Genomic DNA, 24,063 nt, shown 5'->3' with positions numbered 1-24,063 from the left:
AATCGAAAACACGCTGATTTCAGCATCAAGCCGATCCAAAAAGCGGCGACGAGACGGTCTGATTGAAACGATCTGTGCGGGTGTTCGCCAGAAGCGTTTGCAAGCATGGGTCGCTCTCAACCGGGTGAGGAACAATGACACGCATCAAGACACTGAGCCGCCGAACCTTCAACCAGACTGCGCTGACCGGCCTGCTGGCCGCGTCCGTTGCCCCGCTCTCGGCCGGCCGGGCGCGGGCGGACGACATCAAGATCGGCTTCAACGGCGATTTGTCCGCGTCTCCTTCAGCGCAATCGGGGCGGGCCGCGGTGGTTGGCATCCAGGCGGCGATGGAAGACCTGAAGGGGCAAGGCCAGACCTTCTCGCTGGTCATTCGCGATGACCTGTCCCAGCCGCCGAAGTCGATCCAGAACATGTCGGACCTGATCGACAACGAGAAGGTGGTGGCCGTGTTTGGCCCCACCAATTCGGGCAATGCGCTGGCCTGGAAACAGATTCCGAACCAGAAGAAGATTCCGGTGATGGGCTGCATCGGTTCGGCCACCGACATCACCAAGCCGGTGAGCGCGACCGCGGACAACTACATGTTCCGCGTCGGCAGCGTGGACCGGACCCAGGTGGTGGCTCTGCTGGCTTATGCGAAGAAGAGCCCGAATGCCAAGAAGATCGGATTCCTGACCGAGACCACCGGCTATGGCCAGGGCGGTCTCAAGGATCTGCAGGAGATTGCTGCGCTGCAGGGCCTGAATGTGGTCGCCAACGAAAAGTTCAATGTCAACGACACCGATATGACCTCACAGCTCGGCAAGCTGAAGGCGGCGGGCGTCGACACCGCACTGGTCTGGGCGCAGGGCACCCCGATCGGGCAGTTGATGCGCAGCATGGAAAAGATCGACTATTTCCCGGTGGTGCTGACCAGCTGGGCCGCCGACAATCTCAGCTTCATCAACGCTTCGGGGCCGGCGCTGGCGGAAAAGCCGATCTTCCTGCGCACGGTCTCGGAATCGCGCACGCCGTCCCAGCAGAAGTTCTTCGATCGCATCAGGTCGAAGATCGACGCCGACTCCGCGTTTTCGTTCGCGGTGCACGGTTATGACGCCACCATGCTGCTGGCGCTGGCGATCAAGCAGGCGGGAACAACCGATGGGTCGAAAGTCCGCGAGGCTCTGGAAGATCTCAAGAGCCCGTTCGAAGGCCATGCCAAATCCTACAACAAGCCGTTCAGCAAGACGGAGCACGATGCCTTGACGGCGGCTGACCAGCGCTGGACCTGCTGGCGCGGCGGCAAGCTCGCGGCGTTCAAGGATTCGATCGTCGACGGCTTGAAGCCGGAAGACTTCAAGGGATAATCACGCGCCGTCCCGTCCGGTCGTCTCCGGGCGGGACGCGGCGGTGTCGGGAGGGCTATTCGCGGTGCTGGCGACCTATCTGCAGGTGTTGGTAAGCGGCCTTGCGGTCGGTGGCATCTACGCGCTCATCGCGCTGAGCTTCAGTATTACCTTCACCACCACCAAGACCCTCAATTTCTCGCAAGGCGAATTCATCAGTTTCGGCGCCTTTGTCGGGGTGGCGACGCTCTATTTCATGTCCGCACACAGCGGCAGCACCGGCATCGCAGGCCTGACCGATCGCGCGTCGGCCGGCTTCAATTATCCGGTTGCGGCGCTGGTGGTCGGCTGTGTCACCGGCGTGCTCGGGATCGCAATCTTCGTTGCCGCGGTCCGGCCGTTTGCCGGCAAGCCCGGCATGTCCTGGGTGATGAGCACCATCGGTTTCGGCATCATCCTGCAGAGCATTGGGCTTGCGGTCTGGGGGCCGGCACCGGTCAAGCTGCCGTCGCCGTTCGGCGACGACGTACTGCGGTTCGCCGGCGTTGGCGTGCGGCCGCAGGAACTGCTGGTGCTGGCGGTTGCGGTCGCGGTGATGATTGCGCTCGACCTGGTGATGCGGCGCACGCGCATCGGCAAGGCGATGCGGGCGGTGGCGCACAATCCGGCGGTGGCATCACTGATGGGCATCAATGTCGCCGCCATCATGATCGGCGCGTTCGTGTTGTCCAGTGCACTGGCCGGGCTCGGCGGCCTGCTGGTGGCACCGATTGCCTCAGCCTCGCTGTTCATGGGGCTCGGCATCGCGTTGAAGGCGTTTTCCGGCGCCATCATGGGCGGTCTCGACAATCCGCGTGGCTGCATCTTCGGCGGCTTTATCCTCGGGCTGTTGGAGCAGGGGATCGCGCTGTGGCAGGCACAGTGGCGGGAGATCGTGATCTTTGTCCTGATCATCCTGGTGCTTGCCGTCTGGCCCAATGGCCTGTTCGGTTCGCGCGCGATGGACAAGGTCTGAGCCGATGCGCGGGACGTTCGTGGCCATCGGCGTGACGGCGATCGGTGCGGCCCTGGTATTGGCCACCGGCAACGATTTCTATCTCCGCATCCTGTTTTCGATCTGCGTCTATTTTCTGTGTGCCAGCGGTATGAACGTGCTGGTCGGCTTCGCCGGCCAGAAGTCGCTGGGGCAGGCGGGATTGTTCGCGGCCGGCGCCTATGCGGTGGCGCTGTTGACCACGACCTGGGACATGAATCCCTGGCTGGCGCTGCTGGTGGCGACGGTGGTGTCCGCATTGTTCGGCGTGCTGATCGCAGCCCCCTCGCTGCGGGTGAAGGGACCGAGCCTGGCGATGGTGACACTGGCGTTCGGCATCGTGGTCGAGAAGCTGGTCACTGAAGCCTCCGATATCTTCGGCGGTGCCATGGGCATCTATGCCATCAAGCCGCTGACGCTCAACGGCGCGCCGTTCGAGATGAAGCACTGGGTCTGGTTCGCATTGGTGCTTGCGCTGGGTGTCCACCTGCTGCTGCGCAACGTGTTGACCGGACGGTTCGGCCGCGCATTGCTGTCGATCCAGGCCGACGAAGTTGCCGCGGGCTCGATGGGCGTGCCGGTGCTTCGTTACAAGGTCGCCGCCTTCGTCATTGCGGCCGCGACCTGTGGCTTGGCGGGTGCGCTGGTGGCCCAGCAGAACCAGTACATCAATTCCGATTTCATCAATTTCAATCTGTCGGTCTTTATCCTGCTGCTGGTGATGTTCGGCGGCAGCGGCTCGCTGGCGGGGCCGTTGCTGGGTGCCGTGACGCTGACGTTGCTCGGCAGTTTTCTCGCGCGCTGGAGCTGGGCCGAGCATTTCGCCAATGGCGCGCTGCTGTTGTTCGCGCTTTATGTGATGCCCAAAGGTCTCGCCGGTGTCGCCACCGGGCTTTTCGCGCGCTTTCGCACAAAGCCCGCGCCACTGCCGTGCGTCGAGTCCCCCGGCGTCGTCCCGGCTCTGCTTCAGCGCAAGGCGGCGTGCGAGAAGAACACGACGCTGCTGCAATCCTCCGGCATTTCGAAATCCTATGGCGGCGTGCGGCCGGCCCGCGACCTCAGTGCGACTCTGACCGCGGGACATATCCACGCTTTGATCGGCCCGAACGGCGCCGGCAAAAGCACCTTCATCAACATCCTGTCGGGCATCGTGAAGCCCGACCAGGGCGAGATCGCCTTTCGTGATGAGACCATCACCCACAAGCCGGTGCATGCCATCTGCGGCAAAGGTATTGCCCGTACCTTCCAGAACCTGCGGCTGTTCAAGGATCTCAGCGTCCGGACCAACATCCTGGTCGGCCAACATCGCCGCATGACGAATGGTTTCTTCATCTCGCTGCTCGGGCTTCCGCGCTCCCGGCAACAGGAGGATCTGGCGTTTCGCCGGGTCGAGACCATCATGCAGTTTGTCGGCTTGTCGGAACACGCCGAGAAACCGGCCGGCGATCTGGCCTACGGCCTGCAGCGGCGCGTCGAGCTGGCGCGGGCGCTCGCGACCGAGCCGGAACTGTTGTTGCTTGATGAGCCAGCTGCCGGGCTCAATCCGCAGGAGACCAAAGAACTGGGCCGGCTGCTGGTGCGCATCCGCGACCAGGGCATCACGATCCTGCTGGTCGAGCATCACATGGATCTGGTGATGAAGATCGCCGACCATGTCATCGTGCTCGACTATGGCGAGAAGATCGCGGAAGGGCCCCCGTCCGTGGTGCAGAGCGACAAACGGGTGACTGAAGCCTATCTCGGTGTCGACGAGGCCGACGACCATCCGGTCGTTGCCGCCACGGCCTCGTAGGAGACGGCGCATGACGATGCTGAGGCTCGACAATGTCAGCGTGTCCTACGGCCCGATCGAGGCGGTGTCCAACGCATCCATCGAGGTGGAGCAGGGCCAGGTTGTCGCCATCGTCGGCGCCAATGGCGCCGGCAAAACCACGCTGCTGAAGGCCATCGCCGGCCTGATGCAACCGCGGACGGGTGAAATCTGGTTCGAAGGCAACGCCATTACCGCCTCCGCTCCGCATCGCCGCGTGCAACTCGGCATCGCGCTGTCGCCGGAGGGGCGCCAGGTCTTCTCCGATCAGACCATCCGGGACAATCTCGAACTCGGTGCATATGCACGGCGCTTGAGCGCCCCCGATCTGGAGGCAGCTCTTGAAGAACAGTATCGGCTGTTTCCGCGTCTGCGCGAACGCCAGGACCAGATGTCCGCCACACTGTCGGGCGGTGAGCAGCAGATGCTGGCGATCGGCCGCGCTTTGATGGGCGCGCCGCGGCTGTTGCTGCTGGACGAGCCGTCGCTCGGGCTCGCACCGCTTATTATCAAGGAAATCTTCGCCATCATCCGCGATCTGCGCGCGCGCGGCATGACCATCCTTTTAATCGAGCAGATGGCCAACCTCGCTTTGCGGCTGGCCGATCGCGCTTACGTGCTCGACAGCGGTCGCATCACCATGAGCGGCACCGGCGCCGAGCTTCTGGCGCATCCGGACGTGCGCAAGGCCTATCTGGGCAGCGCGCATTAGTTCAACTGCGTCATAAACAACTTACACCCTCATCCTGAGGAGCAGGCGAAGCCTGCGTCTCGAAGGACGAGGCCAAGGCGTCACGGGCCACATGGTTCGAGACGCGCGTGCCGCGCTCCTCACCATGAGGAGATATGGCGAGAGGGCTTTCCGTCTAACCCCGCCGTGGGCGCATTCTCGGCTTGGCCGGCGCGGGATTGGCAGCGAGATCGGGCCGATAACCCAGCTTCTCAGACAACCGGTTGATCGCTTCGGCCACACCAGCCACATCGCGGCTTCCCGTGCGCACGTCGAGTGCGGACGTCGGTCCGATCGCTGTCAGGGCAAACTGCATCTTCTGGCTCTGGTCGAACACCGGAACGCTGACGGCGTTGATGCCCGGCACCGGCACGCCTTCGGTGGTGGCGTAGCCCAGCCGGCGGATCTCGTCGAAATCCTCCGTAAAGGCCTCGCGGGATTTTCCGCTCGGCAGATGCTGCGCCTTCTGCTCGGCCCGCATCTCCCGCGCCAGCAGTGTGCGAACCACTTCGAACGGATAGATCGCCGCGAACAGCCGGCCGGTGGCGGTGCCGGTGAGGGTGTAGAGCGCCCCGGCGCGCAGATTGACGTGCACCGGATAAGCCGCCTCATGCACCTGGATGATGGTCGGTCCGTGCGTTCCCCACACCGTCACGGTGACCATGTAGCCGGTGGCTTCGGACAGCTCGATCGATGTGTCGCTGGCCATGCGCAGGGGATCGGAGCCGCGCATGCGCACCAGACCGAGCTGCAGCGCCAGGGGGCCAAGAAAGTAGTGGCCGTTGGCAGGATTCTGTTCGACCAGGCCGAGCTTTCGGTAGCTCACGAGATAAGCGTGGGCCTGCGCCGAGGTCATCCCCGCGCGCGCCGCGAGATCGCGCAGCATGGTCGGCTGTCCCAGTTCGATCAGCGCGGTCAGGATCCGGCCCCCGACTTCGATCGACTGTACGCCGCGCCCTTCCACTTTCATCCGTTCGACGCCTCTCTCATGCATCGAACGGTATAGCGAGTCGTGGCCGGCAAGGGGAGGGCTTCGATGCCGAAATGCGTGTTTAGTCGTGCAACCTCATCTCGGCGATCAACTTGCGGACCTCGTCGTTCGGATCGACAGCAGGCGGGGTGGCCGTTTTGCGCTGAGCGTATGCCGGACCGAAAGCCGGCGGCGAGGCGTGATGGATGGCCGCGTCATCCGCGTCGTGGAAGCGGATCAGGATGCTCAGCGACAGCAGGCAGGCAAGACCGATCGCTGCGGTTTCGAGCAGGTGGCTTGAGGTCTGAGTTGTGGTTGTCATCGTCGTGGTCCGATGCAGGCCGTCGTTGTGTCGACGTGACGCAATCGTGGCCCCGGTGACGCGCGGGCGCAATTCGCAGTTTTTCAACCCTGCCTTCGGTCGGAACGAAGGCAGCTGATTGATGCTGATTTGCGTATGCGAAAAGTCCTCCGCCGAATGACGGAGGGCCGTTCAGAACAGTTCGGTCGCGGCCACCCTGTTCAGTGTTTTCACCTGCTCGAGAGCCGGCGCGGTGGTCGACTTTTCCGCGTCGTCGACAATGCTGAGCAGGCGCTGATAAGCCTGCTTGGCGACGTCGACGGGAAGCGGTTCTTCGTCGAAGGACTCGATATAGCGTCCCACCATCGATGCGAGCAGGCGATAAAGCGCGCCATGCTCCGCGTCCGACGACGCAAGCTCCAAGGCCTTGTGTTGAAAGGATTTGTAGGTCCGCAGACCCGGGTGCTGGCTGACGAGCCAGTTATGCAGTTCGCCCAAGATGTTCCCTCCCTCGAGGCGCGAGAAGAAACAGCCTACTATATCACGGACAGCCGCGTTGCCAACGGCTTTGGCATCACCAAAAGGCGACCAAGTTCAACGTTTTAGGTCATTGTAAGTACATCTGGATGGCCTATATTGTTTGTAAGCGAGTTTTAACGGCTCGCGTGTTTCATTTGGTTTTGCTGGTCAGGCCCGTCGTTCAGGCGGGCCGTCGCCGTTTTAGGACCCGCCGACTTTGGGGTTACCGATGACCCGTTCGAATCGCACTGATCATATCCGCCTGACGTCGCACCCCGTGCCGGGAGCGAAGCACGATTTCCCTATTACCTGGGGCGCCGCGACCGCACGCGAGCGCGGGCCGATCATCGGCACCGTCTCCCGTCCGCAGGATCGCAACGTGATCGGCAGCCACGGTGGATCCTATGCGGTGTATCGCGCACTCGCGGTCTCATCGGGCGCGCTCGATCCCATTCGTCGCCCGGACCTGACAAACACCTATCCGGCGGCCACCGTCGGTCCGTTTCCGCAGTGGGGCGAACCCGGCCGCATTGTCGCGCTCGATCCATGGGGACATCTGGTTGCGGAGAATTTCCGCACCGAGATCGCCGAGGGCGTCGACATCAGGCCGAGCATTGCGATCACGCGGGCGCGGCTCGACCTGCCGGAGTTGCAGGCCGCGCTGGCGGCCAAGCGCCTGGTGGCGGACGGCGATGTCGTGCATGCCAATGGCAGCGTGTCGGTGGTCAAGATCGCGATCGATCCGGTGTGGTATCTCCCGGGCATCGCGCAACGCTTCGGCACCAGCGAGACCAATCTGCGCCGTGCGCTGTTCGAGCAGACCGCGGGCATGTTCCCCGAACTGGTGACGCGGCCCGATTTGCAGGTTTTCCTGCCGCCGATCGGCGGCACCACCGTGTATCTGTTCGGCGACGTCAACAAGCTGCCCGATCATCGCACCTTGATCACCTGCCGCGTGCATGACGAATGCAATGGCTCGGATGTGTTCGGCTCCGATATCTGCACCTGCCGTCCGTATCTGATCCACGGCATCGAGGAATGCGCGCGCACCGGCCAGACCGGCGGCCTGGGCGTGATCGTCTACAACCGCAAGGAAGGCCGTGCACTCGGCGAAGTCACCAAGTTCCTGGTTTACAATGCACGCAAGCGCCAGGAAGACGGCGATGCGGCTGCGGCCTACTTCGAACGCACCGAGTGCGTGGCCGGCGTGCAGGACGCGCGTTTCCAGCAGCTGATGCCAGACGTGATCCATTGGCTCGGCTTGCGGCGGATCGATCGTTTCGTCTCCATGAGCGACATGAAGTATGACGCACTTGTTGGACAGGGCGTCGACATCGTCGAGCGGGTTCCGATCCCCGACGATCTGATCCCGGCCGACGCGCATGTGGAGATCGCAGCCAAGAAAGCCGCCGGATACTTCTCGCCGGAGCAGCCGAAGCCGCAGGATCTGACCGACTCGGTCGGCCGTTCCCTCGACAAATACTGATCCCGGCCGGAGCGTTCTCGTGGCAGTCGACACCGTCGATGCGTTGTCCCTTTTGTCCGCCCAGGCGGTTCGCGATCGCGCGCACCGCCTGCTGGCGATCGGGCTGGAGGATAAGCTTCCGCACTTCCGCATTGATCTGCCCCGGCTCGACGCCGCCGTCGATCTTGTGCTGGCCGTCACGCAAAAGAATTATCCCACCGGCGATGTTCCGTTCCATTCGCGCTGGCGTCACTTCGTGGTCGGCGGGGCCGATCGATGGGCAGGGATTGCCGACGCTGCGGCCTGGCCTGATCCGATCGCACGGGCGCGCGCCGAATTCGATCTCGCCATTGTCAGCGTGCTGCTCGATGCGGGGGCGGGTCCGGCGTGGCGTTATCGTGATGACGCGAGCGGCGTCGCCATCGGCCGCTCCGAAGGCCTTGCACTGGCGAGCCTCGACATGTTTGCCGCCGGCGCGTTCTCAACCCGACAGACGGAGCCGCTGCGTGTCGACGCAGAAGCACTGATAAATCTTTCGGTCGCCGATCTGTGTCGCGGTTTTCAGGTGACCGACGCCAATCCGCTGGTGGGCCTGGAGGGCAGGGTCGATCTGCTGCGCCGTCTCGGTGCGCTGCTTGCGGTGAAGCCCGAGATCTTCGGCCGCAACGACACGCCGCGCCCTGGCGGGCTGGTCGACCGTCTGGTATCGTCAGCCGATCACAACACGATTGCCGCGCCACATGTTCTCTCCGAAGTGCTGCGTCAGCTCGGCGCGATCTGGCCGTCGCGGCTGTCCCTCGACGGCGTCCCTCTCGGCGATTGCTGGCGTCATCCCTCCTTGGTGACCGATGACGCGACGACCGGATTGGTGCCATTGCACAAACTGTCGCAATGGCTGACCTATTCACTGATTGAGCCGCTGCAGCGCGCCGGCCTCACCGTGACCGACATCGATGGTCTCACCGGGCTTGCGGAATACCGCAACGGCGGATTGTTCGTCGACGCCGGCGTGCTGTCGTTCCGCGATCCCGCGGATGCGACGCGTGAGCACGATGTGGCGTCGCCGCTGGTGGTGGAATGGCGGGCGCTGACCGTCGCGCTGCTCGATCGGCTGGCGCAAACCGTGCGGCAACGGCTGAGTAAGGATGCGACCAGCCTGCCGCTGGCCCGAATTCTCGAAGGTGGCAGCTGGGCCGCGGGCCGCAAGCTTGCGTTCGAGCGTCGGCCCGACGGCTCGCCGCCGGTCAGGGTTATTAGCGACGGCACTGTATTTTGAGTATCAAGAGATATTGAAGGAGAGAGGCCATGGAAGGCGTCACGGTTGTCGGTCATCCGCTGGTCCAGCACAAGCTGACGCTCATCCGCGACAAGACCATCTCGACCAAGTCATTCCGTGAACTGCTCAAGGAAATCGGAATGCTGCTGTGTTACGAGGTCACGCGCGATCTGCCGCTGACCGACGTCGAGGTCGAGACGCCGCTGGCCCGCATGCATTCCGCCAAGATCGCGGGCAAGAAGCTGGTATTCGTGCCGGTGCTGCGCGCCGGCGTGACTTTTGTCGATGGCATGCTTGATCTGGTCCCCACCGCACGCGTCGCCCACATCGGTCTCTATCGTGACCCCCAGACCTTCACGGCGGTGGAATATTTCTTCAAGGCGCCCTCCGATCTGCAGGAGCGGCTGGCCATCGTGGTGTCGCCGGTGCTGGCGACCGCGAACACGGCAGTCGCCGCCATCGATCGCCTGAAGGAACGCGGCGCCAAGGACATCCGTCTGGTCTGTTTGCTTGCCGCGCCGGAAGGCGTTGAGCGGGTGCGCGGCCTGCATCCCGATGTGCCGCTGTGGACCGCGGGCATCGACGAGGGGCTGGATGACGCGGCCTTCATCGTTCCCGGATTGGGCGATGCCGGCGACCGTGCCTACGGCACGCGGTAGCCGTCTTGCATTGCGCTGATGGTTTCGGCGCTGTCCGATCGTGGTTTGCTTCTGGAGCTTCGAAGGCGCTGGCGCGTCTTCCATTCCTTTTGAAGCTGTTTCACTTTCCCTGCACTTTGTTCGTCGACCGGCGTGTAGGTCACAAGTCGCAGGTTGACGGCTTCTTCGACAAGGAATGTGCTTTGCTCGAGCTCCATCTGGCCGACACCGGGAGCCTCGAACCGTTTGGTTTTGTTGGCGCGTGAGCTGACGTTCTGCTCCGGCCACCAGCGATGAAATTCGTGACTCGCGCGCTGCAGGCGCTCGATGATCGTCAGAAATGCCGGGTCGTCGCGGTGGCGTCCGAATTCCACCCGGAAGCGCGCAAGCATCGCACGCGCATCGGTTTCCCAATCCGGAATGGTGGCCCGGTGCGAGGGGCTTGCGAACACCAGCCACAGCATATTTCGATCTTCGACCGGGATCACGCTCATGTCGCCGAACACAGCCGACAGTGCTGTATTCCAGGCCAGCACATGCATGGAGGGAGTTGCGAGATAAGCCGGGCCGGCGACCGTCTCGAGCATCCGGCGCAAGGTGGGGGACACTTCGATCGCGTCGCTTGGCGCGATCGGTGGCGGGCGATTGTGGGCCATGGTGAAGAGATGTGCGCGTTCGGTCGAATCAAGCCGCAGCGCCTGCGCAATTCGCTCCAGGAAGTGAGTCGAGACATCGATCTCGCGACCCTGCTCCAGCCACGTGTACCAGGCGATCCCGATGCCCGCGAGGTGTGAGACTTCCTCCCGCCGCAGCCCGGGTGTTCGCCGTCGCGGCGTGGCCGGCAATCCCACGTCCGCAGGCGACAGCCCGGCGCGCCGGCTTTTGAGGAAAGCAGCGAGTTCAGTGCGTTGCGGGACACGGCTGCGGGTGGTCATGCCGAACCTGATACTTCTAATACCTGGATAAGATGCTCTCTGGTCCAATCATAACACATGGCTCGATGTAGCGCGCGGCGATCGATACCGATCGCGCACGTTTGCCCCACATCGAAAGCGTTTGCCATGTCCTCGCTCGTATCAGCTCCAGATCAGGCTCAGTTGAGCCCGATGGGGCTTGTCGTTCTCCTCAGCGGTGTCTTTCTCGCGGTGATGAACACCTTCATCGTCAATGTTGCGATCCCGAGCATCCAACGGGAGTTCGGCGCTTCGCCATCAGAGATATCTGCCGTCGTTGCGTTCTATGGTCTTGCCTATGGCTGCATGCTCATCACCGGCGGACGTCTTGGCGATCTGTATGGTCGCCGACGCATGTTTGTCTGGGGTTTGTCCGGATTCACGGCAACGGCTCTTGTTTGCGGTTTGGCAACGTCGGCTGCGATGCTGATCGCTGCACGTATCGGCGAGGGCCTGGCCGCGGCGATGATGTTTCCGCAAATTCTCTCGATCATTCGTGTGACGGCTGGAGACGAGGGCCGCCGCGCCCGGGCCTTCGCCGCTTTCGGTGTCGCCTTGGGATTGTCCGGAATTTCCGGCCCGCTGATCGGCGGTGCGCTGATCGCGGCAGATCTGTTCGGGACGGGATGGCGCCTGGTGTTTCTGGTCAGTGTTCCGATAGGCTTTGCTGCTTGCGCGGGTGCCATAAGGTGGCTCCCCGAAACACGGCCGGACCGGGCTGCGCGCCTCGATGTCACCGGCGCATTGCTCTGCGCCTGTGGCCTCGGGTTGCTGCTGTATGCACTGATTGAGGGGCGCCACGCCGGTTGGCCGGGCTGGATCGTCGGCTTCATGATTGCGGGCGGCGGAATGCTTGTCGTGTTCCTGCTCGATCAACGCGGTAAGGCACGTCGCTGCACCAATTCACTGATTCAGACCGACCTGTTTGCGATCCCGGCATTTTCAAGCGGAACGGCGATCGCCTTCCTGTTTCATTCGACACTTGTCGGATTTCTATTCGCGCTGGCACTCTTTCTTCAGGTCGGGCTCCATTATTCGCCGTGGCAAACGGCATGGGTCACCGTGCCAATTCCGGCCGCCTTCCTGGTCACTTCACTCATCGCCAATCGACAGCCTCAAATCTACGGATCGCTTGCTGCCATGTTGACCGGGGGCTTTCTCACGGCGCTCGGTTATGGTGGGTGCATCGTCATCGCGATGACGCACCATGTCGCCAACGGCTGGGGTCTTGTTCCCGTACTTCTGGCTGTCGGAGTTGGGCAGGGGCTGTTTTTGCCGCCGCTTCTCAATGCGGTTTTGGCGAGCACGAGAAAAGATCATGCCGGGTCAGCCGCGGGTTTGGTCGCGACCTGCCAGCAAGTCGGCGGCGCGTTCGGCGTGGCCATTGTCAACATGTTCTATTTTGGAGTTTCCGTTCCGGTCGATTCACCCGACACGGCCGATCACGCTTATGCGTTCATGCTGGGCATGAGCTATCAGGTCGGTGTGATTCTGCTTGTGCTCGGGCTTCTCCCCATTTTGTTCGGTCGAAAGTTCCTGGGGCGAACTGTCGTTCGCCGGGCGTGACCTCAGCGATCGGGGGCGCCACCAGGATGTCGCATCTCGACGACGCGATGTCTGCGCTGGAGGTATCGCTCGACGCTGAAACCATAGCGTTTCTCGATGAGCCGTACCGAGTCAAATCGGTGGCTGCGCATCAATGGCGCGGTTGCCGTGCGGCGCGAAGCGGTCCGTGTGTTGACGCGTTCCGCGTGGCTGTCACGCGCGATTATATCGCAGCGCAATTGACACAAACGACTTTTCAAAGTTGTTAAAAATTGTAAAGCTGCCTTGACACTCCTCACGGCACGCCGTGTTCTTGGAACGATCCAATAAAGCGGCCGCAGCATCAGTCGCGGCCGTTATAAAAATTCAGGGAGGGACTGAACATGCGGACTCGTCCGGTTGCATGGTTGCGGCTGCCTGTCTTTGTGCTGACTGCGGTTGCCGCAGCTGCGCTGTTGCCCCGGTCTGGGCTCGCCGAGCCGATCACGTTGTCCATCATCGACACCGGCGGCGATCTCGCCTCTACGCAGGCCATCATCGAAAACTACAAGAAAGCCAATCCGCAGAAGGTCAAGGAGATCAAGCTGCAGCGTGCCCCGGCGCCCGAAGTGCCGGCCAAGATCAAGGCGCAGCAGGATGCCGGCCGTCTTGACATCAATCTGATCCTGACAGGACAGGACGGCGGCTCGGTGCTCGCCGCCAACAATCAGCTGATCAAACTGTTTCCGACCTACGACAAGATGTTTCCGCGCGACGAACTGACGGAAGCCGGCAAGGAGCTGCAGGACGAGGGCGGTGGTTATCTCCTGCCGTCGGTGGTCAGCCCGGGCGGTCCGGTGCTGATCTACAATCCGAGCAAGGTGCCGAACCCGCCGAAGACCGCGGAGGAATTGTTGGCGTGGGCGAAGGCCAACCCGGGTAAGTTCATGTATGCGCGTCCCGCCAACAGCGGCCCGGGCCGCTCCATCGTGCAGGGCATCTCCTATATCCTCGGCGATTCAAAACCGCTCGATCCGGAAAAGGGCTGGGACAAGACCTGGGCTTATCTGAAGGAGCTCGGCAAGTCGGTCGAATATTATCCCACCGGCACGGCCATCACCCTGAAGGAATTCGCGCAGGGCCAGCGCTGGATCATCGCCGGCATCATGGAATGGGACATGAAGCCCCGGGCGCAGAGCGTCATTCCGCCGGACTCGAAAATCTCCATCATGGAGAAGACCACCTTCGTGATCGACGGCCATTACTGGGCAATTCCGGTCGGCGTTCCGCAGGATCAGATCGACGTCATCCTCGACCTGATGAAGTTCATGCGCACGCCCGAGCAGCAGCAACTGACCTGGCCGGCTTTCATCGGACCCTCGATCAAGGCCGCGACGCTCGACAAGGCGCCGAAGGACATCCAGGACCAGGTCAAGGAGTTCTGGCGCCCCGAGTACGACCAGATCGGCACCAAGTGGAAGACGGCACCGACACTGGCGGTCAAGGAACTGAGCTACGCCATGGATCGGTGGGATCGCGAAATCGGCGCGGACCAGGTCAAGAAATAAGCCAGCCCGACATCCATTCCAAGTATCCGTTCAATGCGGGCCGCCCCTGCGGCGACCCGGCTGATCTGTCCCACAGGCGGGGTACATGCCGGAACCAATCACGTCGTTGAATTCCCTGCGCATGGGCATCACCAAGCGCTACGGCAACAAGACCGTTCTCGATAACCTCGAACTTGAAATCCGTGGCGGCGAGTTCGTCACGTTTCTGGGACCCAGCGGATGCGGCAAGTCGACCGCGCTGTCGATTGTCGCCGGATTGACGCCCGCCACCGCGGGCGAAATCTGGCTTGACGGCAAGCGCGCCGACGAGCTGCCGCCGGAAAAGCGCGGCTTCGGCATGGTGTTCCAGAACTATGCGCTGTTCCCGCATATGACCGTGTTCGACAACGTCGCGTTCGGTCTCACTCTGAAATCGTTTCAGCAGGATGAGATCAAGCGGCGGGTGCAGGACATGCTGCGTCTGGTCCAGTTGCTGGGATATGAAGATCGCTACCCCGGGCAACTGTCCGGCGGACAGCAGCAGCGTGTGGCGATCGCACGCGCCCTCGTATTGCGTCCCCGTCTCATGCTGTTCGACGAGCCACTCTCCAATCTCGATGCCAAGCTGCGGGTCGAGATGCGCGCCGAGATCAAGCAGATCCATTCGGAGCTTGGATTGACTTCGATCTACGTCACCCACGATCAGGCGGAGGCGCTGTCGCTGTCCGATCGAATCGTGGTGCTGAAGGATGGTGTGCTGATGCAATCCGGCTCACCACAGGAGATCCATGACCGTCCGCGAAACATGTTCGTGGCCGATTTCATGGGCTTCCGGAATTTCTTCAGGGGCAAGATCGTTGCGGTTGTGGACGGAGTTGTTGAGGCGGACACCGCAGGTGTCCGGCTGCGGGGGGAAGACCACCGATCCCGCGTTTGGGGTCGGAGCCAGCGCCATCATGGCGATCCGTCCTGAAGACGTGCTGATCGGCGAGGGGGCCGTTCGCGGGCGGGTCGAGATCGTGGAATATCTCGGGCGCGAGCAGGAAGCCGCCGTCCGTCTCGACGACGGCACGCGGGTGTGGTTGCGCACAGCCACGGACATGCAGGTCGGGGACACCGTCAGCCTCGGCTTTCCCGTCGACAAGGTCGTGGTGCTGCCCAGCGAATGATCGAGAATCCCATGCGCGCAACGACACCCCGCGAACGAAGCGAATTCGACGTCTTTGCGATGCTCTGCATCTTGCCGTCGCTGCTCTATGTGCTGTGCATGTTCGTGTACCCGTTCCTGTACGGGCTCTATCTCAGCCTGCGGCCGCAGAAGATGGCGGGGTTCAGCCTCGCCAACTATCTGACGTTCTTTAGCGATCCCTATCAGTACGGCACCATCTGGATTACCTTCAGCCTGGCGGTGCCATGCACCATCATTGTTCTGGTGCTGTCGCTCGTGCTGGCCTACGGCATGCGTCGCGGCTTCTTCATGGAGCGCACCGTCACCACGATTCTGATCCTGCCGATTTCGCTCGGCGTGATCCTGCTGTCGGAAGGTATTCTCGGTTTTTACGGCTCGCAGGGCTGGTTCAACCAAATTGTCATCGCGCTCGGTCTGGTCAGCGATCCCTTCATCCTGACCCATAATTATATCGGCGTGACGCTGGCGCTGTTCATGCAGCAATTTCCGTTCTGCTTCCTGATGCTGCTGGGCTACATCTCCGGCATCGATCCCAGCCTCGAGCGTTCGGCCCGGATGCTGGGGGCCACGCCGTGGGTGGTGTTTCGGCGCGTGATGTTGCCGTTGATCGCACCGGGGCTGGCGATCGCGTTCGCGCTGGTGTTCGTGATGAGTTTCGCGGTGTTTCCGTCGGCCATGATGCTGGGCCAGCCATCCGGCTCGACACGCACGATTTCGATCGCTGCCTATCAGCAGGCATTCGAGCAATACGACATGTCCTATGCCTCGGCGATTGCAGTGGTGATGGGGCTCTGCCAGTTGGCGGCGCTGGTCGTCATCATCTTGTTTCGGCGCAGGCTGTCGCCGGCGGCGACGATGGGTGTTGGGAAACGGTAGCGGCAGAGCGGGGACATACGATGCGTGGACGATTGTGGAACCTGGCGCTGTATCTCTTTATCCTGGGCTTCATCCTGAACATGATTGGCATCGTTTCTCACGTTGTGGTGAGCGCCTTTGCCAAGCGTTGGTTCGGCAACCCGCTGCCGCCGGCCTTCACCACCGACTGGTTCAGCTATGCCTGGAAGAATTTTGACCTTGGGCAGGTGCTGAGCGTCACGCTGTTCGTAGCGGTCGCGGTGGTGGTGCTGTCCCTGCTGATCGCGTTTCCGGCAGCCTACATCCTGGCGCGGCGGAATTTCCGCTTCAAGTCGCTGCTGCTGCTTTTGTACTTCCTGCCGATGGTGATCCCGCAGATGACCTACGGCATTCCGCTGGCGACCACGCTGTATCGTTACGGCGTCGGCGGATCAGTGCTCGGGGTCATTCTGGCAGTGATGGTGCCGATGGTGCCGCTCGCGGTCTTTATCCTGATGCCGTTCTTTGAGCAGATCAGCGTCAATCTTGAGGGCAGCGCCCAGGTTCTGGGCGCCAGCCGGGCGCAAATTTTCCGGCGCATCCTGTTTCCGCTGATGATCCCGGGCATTCTCACCGCCGGCATCCTGATCCTGGTCAATACCATCTCGAACTTCGAGCTGGCGTTCCTGCTGGGCGGCGGCGGCTCCCAGACCCTGGTGGTGGCGCTGTTCTACAACATGTTCGCCGGCGGCGTGCGCCCGGTCTATTCGATCGATGCCATGGCCGTGATCTACATGGTGATGGTGATGGCGCTGCTGCTGGTGGCGCTGCGTTTCGTGCGGCCGACCCAGATGGTGTTCCGACTCGACCGTTAATCAGGCCGGCACGCCGTTGGCCAAAAGCTCACGGGCGATGATCGAGCGCTGGATCTGGTTGGTGCCTTCATAGATCTGGGTGATCTTGGCGTCGCGATAAAGCCGCTCCACCTCGAATCCCCTGATGTAGCCGCTGCCGCCGAAAATCTGCACCGCGTTGGCGGTCTGCGCCACCGCCATGTCGCCGGCAAAACATTTCGCCATCGAGCAGTAGATGGTGGCCGATCGTCCGGTATCGAGCGCGCTTGCGGCCTGATGAACCAGCAGCCGTGCCGCGGTGATGTCCTTGGCCATGTCGGCCAGCATCCATTGCAGGCCCTGGAAATCGGCGATGCGCTGGCCGAACTGCTTGCGGGTGCCGGCATAGTCCAGCGCGGCCTCGAGGCCGGCCTGGGCGATGCCGACCGCAAGTGCCGCGATCCCGACCCGCCCCTTGTCGAGTGCGCCCATCATGATCTGGAAGCCACGCCCTTCCGCGCCCAGCAGCGCGTCGGCCGGCAACTCCACATTCTCGAAGTGCAGCGCGCCGACTTGAGAGGCGCGCTGTCCCATCTTGTGCTCTTTCAGCCCGCGCGACACCCCGGGGCGATCGAACGGGACAATGAAGATGCTCATGCCGCGCTTGCCGGCGGCCTTGTCGGTGCGCGCCAGCACGAATCCGACGTCGGCGACCGGCGCGTTGTGGATCCAAAGTTTCGAGCCGTTCAGCCGCCACCCGGACGGCGTCCGCTCGGCCGTGGTCTTGATCCCGGAGACATCCGTGCCGGCATCGGCCTCGGTGATGCAATAGGCCGGCCGCAGTTCGGCGCTGAGCAGGCGCTTCAGCCATTTGGTCTGCTGCTCGGGCGTACCATGCACCGACAGCAGCGTGCCGATCAGCTCGTAAAGCCCGCATTGATCGGCCACCGATGAGTAGCCCCGCGACAATTCCTCCATCACCAGGGCATAGGCGACGACGTCGAGACCGGCTCCGCCCAGCTCCGCCGGCGTGGTGATGCCGAACAGCCCGAGCTTGCCCATTTGTTTGTAGATCTCGCCGGGAAAGGTCTCGTCGCGGTCCAGCGCTTCGGCTTGCGGCCGGATGACGTCTTCGGCGAAGCGGCGGGTGGTCTGGCGGATCTCCTGGTGGGTGTCCGAGAGCTGCATGGAGAGAAACTTTCAAATCGTTGATACGGAGGCGAGCGCAGGCGATGTCAGGCTTTGGCCGGAATCCATTTCATGACATGCGTGCCGACCAGGCACAGCTCATTGGCCTGATTGATGACTTCCACTTTGGAGCGGCTGCGCCCGGCCGCGGCATTGATCTCTTCGATGGTGTAGCGGGCGGTGAGGGTGTCGTTGATGAACACCGGGCGGATGAAACGGATCTTGTCATAGCCCAGTGAAACCGATGTCGCGGTCGAGCCACGCTCCACCGAGCGTCGCGACATCATGGAGGCGGTGGTCGACAGCAGTCCCATCACCAGTCCGCCATGGGCAATGCGGCGCCCGAACGGCGTGGTTTTGGCGTATTGTTCATTGACATGAATCGGATCGAAGTCGCCGGTGAGACCCGAGAACAGCACCACGTCGGCCTCGGAAATGGTCTTTGAAAAAGTTGCCGTCTCTCCGACCGCAAGATGGGTGTCCGTCATCTCCGTTCTCCGGCGCCGAAGAAGGCAGCCAACTCCTCCGCCTGGCCGTCCAGCATCAGGCGGCCATTGAAGGTGCGACAGCCGGTGGCCCGCGCGGCATCGAGGAACGGCGTCGTGTCCGGCTTGATGATGACGTCGATGACCAGCACCTCCGAGGTGAGCCCGTCGAGCGGAGCGGGCGGTCCGTCGCCCGGCGCCATGCCGATCGGCGTGGCGTTGATCAGCGTGTCATGACCCGGAATATCGACCGGCCCGGTACGAACGCTGCAGGCCGGAAACGCCACGGCGACACGGCGGGCCAATGCGTCAGCCTTGTTGCTGTCGACATCGAAAATGGTGAGCACGGATACGCCGGCATCGGCCAGCGCCACCGCGACCGCACTGCCGGCGCCACCGGCGCCGATCAGCATGACGCGGCGCACCGCGGGATTGATCTTGGCGTTGCGCAGCCCGCGCACCAGGCCGCGCCCGTCGAACATGTCGCCACACCAGCGGCCGTCGGCCTGTCGGCGCAGCGCATTCGCCGCGCCGACCTGGGCTGCCATCGGCAGCACCTCGTCGATCAGTGGCAGGATTCGCGCCTTGTAGGGCACGGTGACAATGATGCCGTCGAGATTGCCGACGGCCATCAGTCCCTGCACCGTGATATCGAACAGCTCCGGTTTGACATGCACGGGCAGCAGCACCGTGTCCATGCCGGCCGCGGCAAACCGCGGATTGAGTGTGCGCGGCGATTTCACCTGGCCGATGGGATCGCCGATAATGGCCAGCAGTCGCGTTTCGCCGTCGATGGTGACCTGCTGGATGTCGGTGTTCGTCATGGTTTTCCTGTTTCCGTTATTGCGCGGCGGTCATCAGATCCGCGGGGGTGTTCAGGTGGGCCGGGCCGGGGCGGCGGGATTTGCCGGCGAGATGACGGTCGAGCCGCAGCGGTTCGGGCCGGAACAGGTTGGCATCCATGGTCCTGAGCGCCGGTGAGATCTGCGGCCGGAAGCCCATGCGCGCGATGACATCGCGCTCGACATCGGCGCCCGGCGCCAATTCGATCAGTTCGACGCCACGCTCGGTGAGGCGGAACACCGCGCGTTCGGTGACATAGAGCACCCGCTGGCCGCGCTGCGCGCCATAGGGGCCGCTGTAAGTGATCTGCTGGACTGTCTCGACCAGCTTCGGCTGTTTGCCGTCGCTGATGATATTCATCTTGCCGTCCGGCCAGGCGATCTCGGATTTGCCGGCGGTGAAGGTGCCGCTGAACACCACGGTTTTGGCATTCTGGCTGATGTTGATGAAGCCGCCGGGGCCGACAATGCGGTTGCCGAAGCGGCTGACATTGACATTGCCCGTGGCATCGACTTCAGCAAACGACAGGAAGGCGAGGTCGAGGCCGCCGCCGTCATAGAAATCGAACTGGTAAGGCTGGTCGATGATGGCGGAATAATTCCGTGCCGCGCCGGCATCGCCGCCGGACGCCGGCGCGCCGCCGACCAGGCCCTGCTCGTTGGTGAAACAGACTTCGTCCAGGACGCCTTCCTCGGCGCCGACATTGGCGATCCCGGTGGAGATGCCCGAGCCGAGATTGCAGATTGCGCCGGGAAACAGTTCGAGCGCGGCGCGCCGGGCAATGATCTTGCGGGCATCGAGCGGCAACACCGGAATGTCCGACAACGGCATCCGTAATTCGCCGGCATAGGAGGGGCTGTATTCGACGTCATAGGTCTGCCACTGGCCGGGTTCGACGACCACGAGGTCGACCAGGATGCCGGGGATTTTCACCGCCTTGGGCGGCAGGGTGCCGCGCTTGGCCATGCGCTTGACCTGCGCGATCACGAGGCCGCCGCAGCGCCTGGTGGCCTGCGCCTCCGACAGCATCTCCAGGAACACTGCTTCCTGCTCCATGGTGATGTTGCCGTCTTCATCGGCGGTGGTGCCGCGGATAAAGCAGACGTCGATGTGGAACGGCTTGAAGAACAGATACTCCTCGCCGCGGAAGTCGATGAGCTCAACCACGCCTTCGGGCGCGCATTCGCTTTGCCGCCCGCCGCCATGGCGGGGGTCGACGAACGTATGCAGACCGGTCTTGGTCATCAGGCCGGGACGTCCGGCCGCGATTTCCCGCATCAGCTGCGACAGTGCGCCTTGCGGCAGGGTGTAGCCCTCGATCTTGTTGGCGATCGCGAGGTCGGAAATCTTCGGCGAGTTGACGAAAGTGCCGCACACAATGCGCTTGAGCAGGCCTTCGTGAGCGAAGTGATTGGCGCCCAGCGTTGCGCCGTCGCCGAGCCCGACCGGATGCACGGCCGTGATATTGCGCGGCTGTCCCTCGCTGAGAAAGCGACGCTCCAGCGCGGCCATCAGCGCTTCCGGCACCGCATGGCCACCGCCCGAACCGCCGATCACGATGGTGTCGTTGGAACGGATGAGTTTGACGGCTTCGTCGGCACTGACGCGTTGCACGGGGGCCTCCTAGGACAGCTGGTTCGGGAAATGACAGGCCGCGAAATGGTCGGACGCATATTCGACCAAAGGCGGCGGTGTTGAGGCGCACACCGGCTTTGCGATCGGGCAGCGGGTGCGGAAGCGGCAGCCGGACGGCGGATTGATCGCGCTCGGCGGCTCTCCGGTGAGTTGGACGTGGGTGCGCTGGCGCTCGACCGCCGCGTCGGGGATCGGCACCGCCGAGATGAGATAGCGCGTGTAGGGATGCAACGGCCGGGCGAAGATGGCGCCGGCCGGCGCGATCTCCATCACCTTGCCGAGATAGAGCACCACGATCCGGTCGGAGATGTGCCTGACCACCGCCAAATCGTGGGCGATGAAAAGATACGTCAGCCCGAAGCGGTCCTGCAGGTCGAGCATCAGATTGATGATCTGGGCCTGGATGTTGACGTCAAGCGCGGAGATCGGCTCATCAGCCACAATGAAATCCGGCCTCACCGCAAGCGCGCGTGCGATCGAGACGCGCTGGCGCTGGCCGCCGGAGAATTCGTGCGGATAACGCTGCGCCGCTTTGGGACTGAGACCGACGATGCTGAGCAGCTCCTCGATGCGCTCGCGGGTCTCGGCCTTGCTGGTGGTCAGGCCGTGAAACCGCAGCGGCTCGCCCAGAATGTCCGCCACACTCATGCGCGGGTTGAGCGAGGCGTAGGGGTCCTGGAACACCATCTGGATACGTTTTCGCAGCGGGCGGATATCGCTGAGCGAAGGCGTTGCGATGTCATGTCCGTCGAACAGGATCTCGCCAGCGTCCGGCTTGTGGATGCGGACGATGGTGCGCGCCAGGGTGGATTTGCCGCAGCCGGATTCCCCGACCAAGCCGACCGTCTCGCCGCGGCGGACATCGAGATCGACGTGATCGACGGCGTGAACGAATCGCGGCGCTTCGAAGAAGCCACGCTTCGGCAGCGCGAAACGTTTGACGATGTCGCGAACGATCAGCACCGGTGGCGCGGCCGACGCCGCGGTTTTGGGGGCAGCCGATGCCGGTGCGACCGTCGCGGACACCGGCGCGCGCCGTTTCACGTCGAGCTTCTGGCCCGACTGCGTAACCCAGCACCGCGACTTGCGCCCGGGCAGCACGTCGTCGAGAGCGGGATGCTCATCGCACTTCTCGATCCGGAACGGGCAGCGCTGAGCAAAGCGGCAGCCGGTGGGGTGGTTGAGGGGATCCGGCGGTTGGCCTTCGATGGTGGTGAGGCGCCGGTTGTCTGAAGTTGCTTCGTCGACGCGGGGAACGGCGTTGATCAGGGCCCAGGTGTAGGGGTGGCGGGGATCGGCGAGCAGGTCCTCGGTCGGGCCTTCCTCCACCACTTCGCCGCCATACATCACGATGGTGCGGGCGCAGACCCGGGCGATGACGCCGAGGTCGTGGCTGATCAGCACGATGGCGGTGCCGAAATCGCGATTGAGCTCGCGCAGCAGTTCCAGGATCTGCGCCTGGATGGTGACGTCCAGCGCCGTGGTCGGTTCGTCGGCGATCAGCAGCGCCGGTTCGTTGCTCATGCCCAGCGCCAGCATCACCCGCTGACGCATGCCGCCGGAGAATTGATGCGGATAGCTGTCGATGGCGCGCTCCGGCGCGCTGACGCCCATGCGGCCGAGCAGGCTGACGGCGCGCTTGCCGGCTTCTTCGGTGGTGTAGCGGCCGTGCACCACCATAGTCTCGGTCAATTGCCGCGCGATCTTGAGCACCGGATTGAGCGAGGTCATCGGATCCTGGAACACCATCGCCAGCCGGTCGCCGCGCAGATTGCGCAACTCCTCCGGGCTGGCGCGCAGCATGTCGCGGCCCTGGAAGCGGATTTCCCCGCCGACAATCCGGCTGGGCTCGTCCAGCAGCCGCATCAGCGACAAGGCGGTGATGCTCTTGCCGGACCCGGACTCCCCGACAATGCCGAGCGTCTCGCCGGCGCCGACCGTGAAGCTGACACCGTCAACGGCGCGCACCACGCCGTCATCGGTGAAGAACTGCGTCTTCAGGTCCCTGACTTCCAGCGCCGGCCGCGACGCAACGACGTCCGATGTGTCGATATGCATGTTCATGGGCCTGCTCACCGCATCCTTGCTTTCGGATCGAGCCAGTCGCGCACGCCGTCGCCGAGGAAGTTGAATCCGAGCACCACGGTCAGGATCGCCAGTCCCGGAAAGGTCGCGACCCACCATTGCTGCACCAGCTCGCGTCCCTCGGCCACCATCGAGCCCCATTCCGGTGTCGGCGGCACCACGCCGAGACCGAGGAACGACAAGCCGGCGAAGGTCATGATGGCGTTGCCGAGATCGAGCGTCACAAGCACCACCAGCGGCCCCACGGAGTTGGGGATGATATGGCGCAGCAGGATACGTCCGGGGCCGAAGCCCATTACCGTGGCAGCCTCAACATATTCCTGCGAGCGCTGCACCAGCACGAGGGAGTGGGCGAGGCGAGCGAATTTCGGCCACCACACCACCAGCATGGCGATCATGGTGTTGAGCGCGCCGATCCCGAGCGCCGCGGCAATCGCCAGTGCCAGGATGATTGGCGGAAAACACAGCACCAGGTCGGTCAGACGCATGATGATGTTTTCGGTCGTGCCACGCGCATAGGCGGCAATGCCGCCCACCAGCGTGCCGAACAGGGCACCGGCGATCACCACGACCAGGGCGGTCAGCAGCGACACCCGCGCGCCATACAGCAGGCGGGTCAGCACGTCGCGCCCGAGAACGTCAGTCCCGAGCCAATGGGCCCAGGTGGGTGGTTGCAGCCGGTTTGTCACGTCGACCAGATCCGGCTGGTACGGCGTCAGCAGGGGAGCGGCGGTCGCAAGGATGATCCAGCCGACCACAATGGCTGTGCCGAAGGCTGCAAGGCCATACCGCCGGCGCCAGCGTTGCGTCGCGGTCGGAACGGCGGCGATCGGAAGCGCGGTCGATGTTGGTTGATCGAAGGCGATGGTCATCGATT

The 24,063-nt window shown here is 63.2% G+C and carries 23 protein-coding genes; 13 read left to right on the top strand and 10 right to left on the bottom strand.

The genetic code is table 11. The features are described from left to right. The first annotated feature begins 134 nt into the window (after window positions 1-134). From RS897_RS37580 to RS897_RS37565, 4 genes are read left to right on the top strand one after another with little or no spacing between them, the layout of a single operon-like run. On the top strand, window positions 135-1,349 hold the full coding sequence (locus RS897_RS37580; RefSeq protein ID WP_315833711.1) for an ABC transporter substrate-binding protein: 1,215 nt from the start codon (window positions 135-137) through the stop codon (window positions 1,347-1,349). Window positions 1,350-1,392: 43 nt separating this feature from the next. After that, the gene (locus RS897_RS37575) at window positions 1,393-2,343 is read left to right on the top strand and encodes a branched-chain amino acid ABC transporter permease (protein ID WP_315833710.1); all 951 of its coding nucleotides are present in this window, start codon (window positions 1,393-1,395) and stop codon (window positions 2,341-2,343) included. A gap of 4 nt (window positions 2,344-2,347) precedes the next feature. Further along, entirely contained in the window at window positions 2,348-4,153 is a 1,806-nt protein-coding gene (locus tag RS897_RS37570) for a branched-chain amino acid ABC transporter ATP-binding protein/permease (RefSeq protein ID WP_315833709.1), read from the top strand. A gap of 16 nt (window positions 4,154-4,169) precedes the next feature. Then, window positions 4,170-4,883: an ABC transporter ATP-binding protein gene (locus tag RS897_RS37565; RefSeq protein ID WP_315838874.1), complete on the top strand. Its 714-nt coding sequence runs from the start codon at window positions 4,170-4,172 to the stop codon at window positions 4,881-4,883. A 154-nt stretch (window positions 4,884-5,037) separates the two neighbouring features. Here RS897_RS37565 and RS897_RS37560 read toward each other — a convergent pair whose 3' ends face one another. The 3 genes from RS897_RS37560 to RS897_RS37550 all read right to left on the bottom strand — a co-directional run bounded on the left by RS897_RS37560 (window position 5,038) and on the right by RS897_RS37550 (window position 6,670). Continuing rightward, a complete protein-coding gene (locus RS897_RS37560; RefSeq protein ID WP_315833708.1) occupies window positions 5,038-5,871 on the bottom strand; it encodes an IclR family transcriptional regulator in 834 nt (277 codons plus the stop codon). A gap of 82 nt (window positions 5,872-5,953) precedes the next feature. Next, entirely contained in the window at window positions 5,954-6,193 is a 240-nt protein-coding gene (locus RS897_RS37555; protein WP_315833707.1) for a hypothetical protein, read from the bottom strand. A gap of 171 nt (window positions 6,194-6,364) precedes the next feature. Next, a complete protein-coding gene (locus tag RS897_RS37550) occupies window positions 6,365-6,670 on the bottom strand; it encodes a hypothetical protein (protein ID WP_315833706.1) in 306 nt (101 codons plus the stop codon). A 250-nt stretch (window positions 6,671-6,920) separates the two neighbouring features. Here RS897_RS37550 and RS897_RS37545 point away from each other — a divergent pair, with 250 nt between their 5' ends. The 3 genes from RS897_RS37545 to upp are packed head-to-tail and all read left to right on the top strand — an operon-like array spanning window position 6,921 to window position 10,091. Further along, entirely contained in the window at window positions 6,921-8,177 is a 1,257-nt protein-coding gene (locus RS897_RS37545; RefSeq protein ID WP_315833705.1) for a GTP cyclohydrolase II, read from the top strand. A 19-nt stretch (window positions 8,178-8,196) separates the two neighbouring features. Further along, window positions 8,197-9,432, top strand: coding sequence for a URC4/urg3 family protein (locus tag RS897_RS37540; RefSeq protein WP_315833704.1), 1,236 nt, complete (start codon window positions 8,197-8,199; stop codon window positions 9,430-9,432). Between the two features lie 29 nt (window positions 9,433-9,461). Next, window positions 9,462-10,091, top strand: coding sequence for a uracil phosphoribosyltransferase (gene upp / locus RS897_RS37535; protein WP_315833703.1), 630 nt, complete (start codon window positions 9,462-9,464; stop codon window positions 10,089-10,091). Here upp and RS897_RS37530 read toward each other — a convergent pair. Beyond that, a complete protein-coding gene (locus RS897_RS37530; protein WP_315833702.1) occupies window positions 10,076-11,005 on the bottom strand; it encodes a helix-turn-helix transcriptional regulator in 930 nt (309 codons plus the stop codon). The genes upp and RS897_RS37530 overlap by 16 nt on opposite strands. 57 nt (window positions 11,006-11,062) lie before the next feature. On the opposite strand from RS897_RS37530, the gene RS897_RS37525 reads away from it, so the two are divergent. The 6 genes from RS897_RS37525 (at window position 11,063) to RS897_RS37500 (ending at window position 16,992) form a co-directional block, all read left to right on the top strand. Continuing rightward, entirely contained in the window at window positions 11,063-12,589 is a 1,527-nt protein-coding gene (locus tag RS897_RS37525) for an MFS transporter (RefSeq protein ID WP_315833701.1), read from the top strand. Between the two features lie 362 nt (window positions 12,590-12,951). Further along, window positions 12,952-14,115 carry an ABC transporter substrate-binding protein gene (locus RS897_RS37520; protein ID WP_315833700.1) on the top strand — a complete coding sequence of 388 codons (1,164 nt, stop codon included), beginning with the start codon at window positions 12,952-12,954 and terminating at the stop codon, window positions 14,113-14,115. A gap of 85 nt (window positions 14,116-14,200) precedes the next feature. Continuing rightward, window positions 14,201-15,067 carry an ABC transporter ATP-binding protein gene (locus RS897_RS37515; protein WP_315833699.1) on the top strand — a complete coding sequence of 289 codons (867 nt, stop codon included), beginning with the start codon at window positions 14,201-14,203 and terminating at the stop codon, window positions 15,065-15,067. Beyond that, on the top strand, window positions 15,051-15,263 hold the full coding sequence (locus tag RS897_RS37510) for a TOBE domain-containing protein (protein ID WP_315833698.1): 213 nt from the start codon (window positions 15,051-15,053) through the stop codon (window positions 15,261-15,263). Before RS897_RS37515 ends, RS897_RS37510 begins: the two co-directional genes overlap by 17 nt. A gap of 11 nt (window positions 15,264-15,274) precedes the next feature. Then, window positions 15,275-16,159, top strand: coding sequence for an ABC transporter permease (locus RS897_RS37505; protein WP_315833697.1), 885 nt, complete (start codon window positions 15,275-15,277; stop codon window positions 16,157-16,159). Window positions 16,160-16,179: 20 nt separating this feature from the next. Further along, entirely contained in the window at window positions 16,180-16,992 is an 813-nt protein-coding gene (locus RS897_RS37500; protein WP_315833696.1) for an ABC transporter permease, read from the top strand. On the opposite strand, the gene RS897_RS37495 is transcribed toward RS897_RS37500, so the two are convergent. From RS897_RS37495 to RS897_RS37470, 6 genes are read right to left on the bottom strand one after another with little or no spacing between them, the layout of a single operon-like run. Continuing rightward, the gene (locus RS897_RS37495) at window positions 16,993-18,138 is read right to left on the bottom strand and encodes an acyl-CoA dehydrogenase family protein (protein WP_315833695.1); all 1,146 of its coding nucleotides are present in this window, start codon (window positions 18,136-18,138) and stop codon (window positions 16,993-16,995) included. 47 nt (window positions 18,139-18,185) lie between these two features. Further along, on the bottom strand, window positions 18,186-18,626 hold the full coding sequence (locus RS897_RS37490) for a MaoC family dehydratase (protein WP_315833694.1): 441 nt from the start codon (window positions 18,624-18,626) through the stop codon (window positions 18,186-18,188). Then, window positions 18,623-19,447, bottom strand: coding sequence for a shikimate dehydrogenase family protein (locus tag RS897_RS37485; RefSeq protein WP_315833693.1), 825 nt, complete (start codon window positions 19,445-19,447; stop codon window positions 18,623-18,625). Before RS897_RS37485 ends, RS897_RS37490 begins: the two co-directional genes overlap by 4 nt. A 16-nt stretch (window positions 19,448-19,463) precedes the next feature. After that, complete coding sequence (locus tag RS897_RS37480) at window positions 19,464-21,080, bottom strand: acyl CoA:acetate/3-ketoacid CoA transferase (protein WP_315833692.1); 1,617 nt, start codon at window positions 21,078-21,080, stop codon at window positions 19,464-19,466. Window positions 21,081-21,089: 9 nt separating this feature from the next. Then, window positions 21,090-23,165, bottom strand: coding sequence for an ABC transporter ATP-binding protein (locus RS897_RS37475; protein ID WP_315833691.1), 2,076 nt, complete (start codon window positions 23,163-23,165; stop codon window positions 21,090-21,092). An 8-nt stretch (window positions 23,166-23,173) separates the two neighbouring features. Continuing rightward, window positions 23,174-24,058: an ABC transporter permease gene (locus RS897_RS37470; RefSeq protein WP_315833690.1), complete on the bottom strand. Its 885-nt coding sequence runs from the start codon at window positions 24,056-24,058 to the stop codon at window positions 23,174-23,176. Window positions 24,059-24,063: the final 5 nt, after the last annotated feature.

The sequence above is a fragment of the Bradyrhizobium prioriisuperbiae genome (genome assembly GCF_032397745.1).
GTDB classification, from domain to species: domain Bacteria; phylum Pseudomonadota; class Alphaproteobacteria; order Rhizobiales; family Xanthobacteraceae; genus Bradyrhizobium_A; species Bradyrhizobium_A prioriisuperbiae.
The sequence above is the reverse complement of the archived record's forward strand: the minus strand, read 5'-3'. Positions and strand labels throughout refer to the sequence as shown.